The organism is bacterium CG_4_10_14_0_2_um_filter_33_32 (assembly GCA_002792735.1).
Taxonomy (GTDB): Bacteria; Patescibacteriota; CPR2_A; order CG2-30-33-46; family CG2-30-33-46; genus CG2-30-33-46.
This window is the reverse complement of sequence record PFOW01000033.1, coordinates 1-5577: the sequence shown is the minus strand read 5'-3', so window position 1 is coordinate 5577 and position 5577 is coordinate 1. Positions and strand designations below refer to the sequence as shown.

The 5577-nt window shown below is 35.1% G+C and carries 6 protein-coding genes and 2 tRNA genes; all 8 read left to right on the top strand.

Annotated elements, in window-relative coordinates; genetic code table 11:
* Window positions 1–150: 150 nt before the first annotated feature.
* The 8 genes from COX95_02235 (at window position 151) to COX95_02200 (ending at window position 5358) form a co-directional block, all read left to right on the top strand.
* Window positions 151–225, top strand: a tRNA-Met gene (locus COX95_02235).
* A 121-nt stretch (window positions 226–346) separates the two neighbouring features.
* Window positions 347–423 (top strand) — tRNA-Met (locus COX95_02230).
* 230 nt (window positions 424–653) lie between these two features.
* Entirely contained in the window at window positions 654–1067 is a 414-nt protein-coding gene (locus COX95_02225) for an Hsp20/alpha crystallin family protein (protein ID PIZ86086.1), read from the top strand.
* An 8-nt stretch (window positions 1068–1075) separates the two neighbouring features.
* A complete protein-coding gene (locus COX95_02220) occupies window positions 1076–2299 on the top strand; it encodes a glycosyl transferase family 1 (protein PIZ86085.1) in 1224 nt (407 codons plus the stop codon).
* Between the two features lie 75 nt (window positions 2300–2374).
* Window positions 2375–3112, top strand: coding sequence for a hypothetical protein (locus COX95_02215; protein PIZ86084.1), 738 nt, complete (start codon window positions 2375–2377; stop codon window positions 3110–3112).
* A complete protein-coding gene (locus COX95_02210; protein PIZ86083.1) occupies window positions 3112–3702 on the top strand; it encodes a hypothetical protein in 591 nt (196 codons plus the stop codon). The genes COX95_02215 and COX95_02210 overlap by 1 nt, the downstream gene beginning before the upstream one ends.
* A 5-nt stretch (window positions 3703–3707) precedes the next feature.
* A complete protein-coding gene (locus COX95_02205) occupies window positions 3708–4571 on the top strand; it encodes a hypothetical protein (GenBank protein PIZ86082.1) in 864 nt (287 codons plus the stop codon).
* Between the two features lies 1 nt (window position 4572).
* Window positions 4573–5358, top strand: coding sequence for a 3-oxoacyl-ACP reductase (locus COX95_02200; GenBank protein PIZ86081.1), 786 nt, complete (start codon window positions 4573–4575; stop codon window positions 5356–5358).
* The last annotated feature ends 219 nt before the right edge of the window (window positions 5359–5577 follow it).

Here is a 5577-nt window from a genome sequence, read left to right as displayed (position 1 = left end):
ACAAAGAGAATACACCAATCTTTGGGTAATATTTCACCCATTGATTATTTAATAAAAACTGTTCCGGAGTCTCAAATGTGCGTGACGCGTACAAATAGTTGAAATTTTTATTAAACTAATGTAATATAAAAATCTAGTATGGATTTTCGACGCGGGGTAGAGCAGTGGCAGCTCGTCGGGCTCATAACCCGGAGGTCGCAGGTTCGAATCCTGCCCCCGCAACCAAGTATTAGTTAACAGTTAACAATAAACAGATAACAGGATCTTTAAAATATTTCTTGCTAACTGTTTCTTGTTAGCTGTTTTATGTTTATACTAAGTTTAATTGAAAATATTTATTGAATATGGCAGGGTAGCTCAGTTGGTTAGAGCGCGGGACTCATAAGCCCGAGGTCGAGAGTTCGAGCCTCTCCCCTGCTACCAGTTACAATTCATTTAACGTCCAAATAAGGGCGTTTTTTGATATAAAAAATTTAAGTATATGCCAATGATTAAATAAGATAAGTCCTTTAAAATTTAAATTAATTTAAATAAGGTCGACGCCCGCCCTCACTTACAGTTTCTGGCGGGCTTGCCCGCTAATGCAAATATAGCGTTGCAGGCGGGCTTCAGTCCCGATAAAGAATGTATATTTCGGGGCTTCAGGGGGATTTATGGCAATAACAAAATGGGATCCATTTAGTGGTTTGGATGAATTTTTTGAGGAATCAATAAGACCGATGATTGCTCGTAGAATGATGCCGGCGGTTGATGTCTACGAAAGTAACAATGACGTGATTGTGAAAAGCACAATTTCCGGTATAAAGCCTGAAGATATTGATATTACGGTTGGTGACGATTATATTGAAATTAGTGGAGAGAGAAAAGAAGAAGAGGAAGAAAGAAAAGCAGATTTTTTCAGAAAAGAAATTTCTATTGGTGCATTTTCAAGAACAGTTAAACTTCCATCGCCAGTAGATAAAAATGCAGCTGATTCAGATTACGAAAATGGTATACTTACTATAAGGGTTCCAAAGACAAAGGAATCAATAGAGGCTACTAAAAAGATCAAACCAAAAATTAAATAAGTTGTTTCATGCAAAAAATTAAAAATTCGCCCGCCTTGCTTAAAAGTTATCTGCCTTTTATAAAAGAAGAACTTTACGAGGAAATTTTAGAATTATCTAAAAAGCTTCAAGGCGCAAGGATTCTTTTTCTAAATGCTACCAAATACGGGGGAGGTGTTGCGGAAATTCTTCAAGCAGAAATTCCTTTGCTTAATTCTTTAGGCATTAATGTTGCTTGGGAAAATTTAGAAGCTAATGAAGATTTTTATAAAGTAACAAAAGCTATTCATAATTCTCTTCAAGGAGAGAAATCCTTCACTTTTACAGTAAAAACCAGGGGAATTTATGAAAGCGTTAATGAAAAAAACGCAAAGCTGCTAAGTAAACAAAAATTTGATTTGCTTTTTATTCATGATCCGCAACCAATGGCTATCCCGTTTTTTTGGCCTAACGCACCAAAATCAATATGGAGATGTCATATTCAGATTTCACCAACCAATCCTCAAGTTTGGGATTATTTAAAAGGATTTTTAAAGTCCTACGAGTCAGCCACTTTTTCTCTTGAAGAATTCATCCCAAAAGGCTTAAAAATTCCAAATCGTATAGTTCAACCTGCCATTAATCCTTTAAGCCCCAAAAATAAAAAGATAGATTTGGAAAAAGCCGAAGAAATAATTAAAAAATTAGGTTTAAATACTAAGAAGTCAATTATTTCGCAGATTTCCAGGTTTGATCCTTGGAAAGATCCGCTAGGCGTAATTCAGTCATACCGATTAGCAAAAAAAGAATTTCCGGATTTACAGCTTATTCTTGCAGGATCCGCAGCTTCGGATGACCCGGAAAATTTTAAAATTATGGCTTTTGTAAAAAAAGAGGCCAATAAAGATAAAAATATAAAAATTTTTAGCAATCTTGATGACATTCAAATTAATGCAATTCAGACATTTTCAAAAATAATTCTGCAAAAATCTTTAAGGGAAGGCTTCGGTCTTACTGTTGCTGAAGCTTTGTATAAAGAAACACCAGTTATTGGGGGCGATACAGGCGGGATTAGAACTCAAATATTTAACGGTAAAGACGGATATTTGGTAAAAAGCGTGGAAGAATGCGGGCAAAGAATTATAGACTTACTTAACAACAATACATTAAGGCTAAAAATGGGTAAAGCCGGCAAAACAATAATTGCGGATAAATTTTTATTGCCAAGATTAGTTAGAGATGAACTTTCACTTTTTGTAGATACGATTAAATAAAATTCGTTTGACGTATAGATTATAAGATTGGTATACTAAGATATTCTCGTTTCTTTGACAAAGGAGGTTTTTTGGTTGTCTGATAATGTAAAGCAAGGTAAAAGATGGTATGACAAAAAAGACCCAGTAAAAAGATCAATATTCGAAAGAATTTTCTACAAACTTGTAGCCAAAGTAATCCTCAATAAACTGGTAAAATTTGAGAGCAATAATCAAATTAGTTGTTACGGTATGGAAAATTTAGAAAATGTATTAAAGCAACATCAAGATTTTAATTTTTCTATCGTTGTTGTTGCTAATCATATTCATGATTACGATACAACATTGCTACCAGCTTTTATACACAGAAAGGGATACTTTTCGTATAAGATTGCAAAGCTAGAGCTTTTTGAAGGTTTTTTTGAAAAACTTAAAATGTATTGGGTTGGTGCAAGACCAATAGATAGAGACGCAATGACAAGAGATGTATGGATTATTACTAGGCTTATTGAAGCACGGCAAATTCTGATTACATTTCCAACAGGCCATAGAGATTCCGAAAATACAACACCTATAAATGTAGGTATTTTTTCAGCTACTCGGCATTATAAAGATAGCACAATAATCTTACCTGTTAAGATAACAGGCACTCACATGCTGAAAAAAGGTGGATGCGCTAGTTTTACCTTTAAAAAACCTATATGTGTTTCTCAGGTACTTGCAGGAAAAGACGGGATAAGCCAGCTTATGCAGCAGGTAGCTTTAGAAATAGGGGTCCCGATGCCTGAAAGAAAAAGAAAATCTAGAGAAGAAAGAGAAAGGGTGGAAATCTGATGTTTACAGTTAAGAAAGAATTTATTGCAATTGGTACAGATCATACAGACCAAGGCAATAAAATACGTAATGCTATTATCGAATATTTGGAAAGCCAAGGTAGAAAAGTAAAGGCATTTGATCATCAATCTGAAGAAGATAGTTATGTAAAAATAGCTGAGGCAGTTTGTAAAGAAGTAACATACGGTCAATTTAGAGAAGGATTTCCGGACAGCGCTATTTTAATCGATCAATTTGGAAGCGCAATGTCTTCAGTAGCTAACCTGTTCTATAAAATAATCGCTTCTGTTGCTTGGGATCCTAAGGTTGCATATGAAATAACAAGGAAGAATAATCCTAACGTACTATGTTTATCAACTCAGGCTGTCAATAATGGCGATTTAGTCAAAATTAGTCCTGAATTTGCAGTTAGTATTGTTGATACATGGCTAAAGACCGATTTTTTACAAAATATATTAGAAGATCAGCATGAAAAATATATCAAAAGACAATTACAAAGCGAAAGAATTCATATTATGGCGCTTGGAGCTACGCTAAGCGTGTTAAGGACAGGACCCGGTAGATCATTAGGATTAAATATTCGGAGGTGATTTGAATGACAAGGGTTCATTCTACAGAAGATATTGAAAAAAACATTCCTCATCGTCTTCCAATGCGGTTTATTGAAAAAGTAACCGAAGACGGAAATAAAGTCACAGGTTCTCTTAGGGAAATCTTTCAAAATGATCCAATATTCAAGCATCAAGATAGAAATCTTTCTTATCTTGAAGGTATAGAAGCGTGTGCTCAAACGGCGGCAATTAGGGTACTGAAAGATACGCAGAATCAAGCAATTGTTTTTAAAACAATAGAAGATCTTAATATCAACAGAGATGGTGTATTGATTCTTTCTAATGCTAAGTTTGAAGCAAATATAGTTGAGGAAGAGGGATATGCCTATATTAAAGCATTTGATGAATCAAAGACATATTTTGAAGGAAAGATTTTTTGTGCCTTAATGGATAAAGATAGATTCAAAAAGCTTTTAGGGATAGTTTCAAGAAAAGCTCCGCACAAAAAAGACGAGCCTATAATGGACATTTTCCCTGTTATCGGCGGTAGCTATAATGATGTAGTTCTATGCGAGTATAATCATTGTAATTCTGTATCTACCTTACTGAGACTAACTGATGGTTATCCAATTGTGAACGGACACTTTCCAGATTATTCTGTTATGCCGGCGATATTCGTTATTTTTGGCGCAGATAAATCCATAAGAATGACTTTTGGAGCAGAAAAGCTGGTCGGAATCGAATATTTTGAATTCGTAGCGCCGATTATTCCTCCAAGTAGAATAGATTATTCCATCAAATACGATATTAACGGTAAGTTCAGCGTAGAAGTTAAATCCAATGATATGCTGGCTGCCAAAGGAATATTAAGATATGACTATGATTTGATAACGAAAGGGCGTGGTTAGAATGACAGTAAAGATTGATCTTTCAGGAAAAACCGCGCTAGTAACGGGTTCATCTTCGGGGATTGGTTTAAGGTTATTAGAAAAATTAATAGAATCAGGATGTGATACTATTTATATCCATAGCTCCGGTCGTGAAGAATCAGTCAAAAACGCACAGCTCCAGTTAGGTCGTTTAAATACAGTTTATGGATTTCATGTTCAAGGTCCTTTTGTTGCCGATATATCAGATTCTGATGAAGTTGAAGCAATGTTTGAGCAGATAGCAGGATGCGGTAGGCTGGATATCGTTATTAATAACGCTGGCATGAATATTGATAAGTTGGTCATGAGAATGAAGAAAAAAGAGTTTAGTGAAGTGATTAATACCAATCTTTGCGGGACATTTTATTGTTGCCAAGAAGCGTTCAAAATTATGAGCAAGCAAAATCCCAAAGGCGGAAACATAATTAATATATCCTCGGTTGTAGGCACTAATATTGTAAATATTGGACAAGTTAATTATGCAGCAAGCAAGGCCGGAATTATTGCTTTAACAGAGCATTTAGCATTAGAATATGCTCCATATAAGGTTTTAGTTAATGCGGTTAGTCCAGGCTTTGTTAATACGGGTATGACAAATAGATTACCGGAAAGAATCAACAAAGAAGAAATTAAAGAAGCGCTGCCTCTAAAAAGGTTTGCAATCCCAGACGATATTTTCCAAGCCATAATACCTTTACTTGATAGTGATTCATATATCACGGGTACAAACATTCTTGTAGACGGCGGACTATCATTAATCAGATAAAAACATAATTAAAATAACTACCACACAAGATCAATTTTGGTCTTTTTTTATTCTGTATCAACTTTTAGTAATTTATATGTTTGATGGAATCCCACCCCTGGGGTGTGCACGTTTGACACCCCAGGGGTGGTCAAGTGATGGTCAAGTGATGAAATGAATAAGTTACGAAACATTTGAGACTCCTGCAAATAACTAAGGAGTTTCCAATATGCATATCAA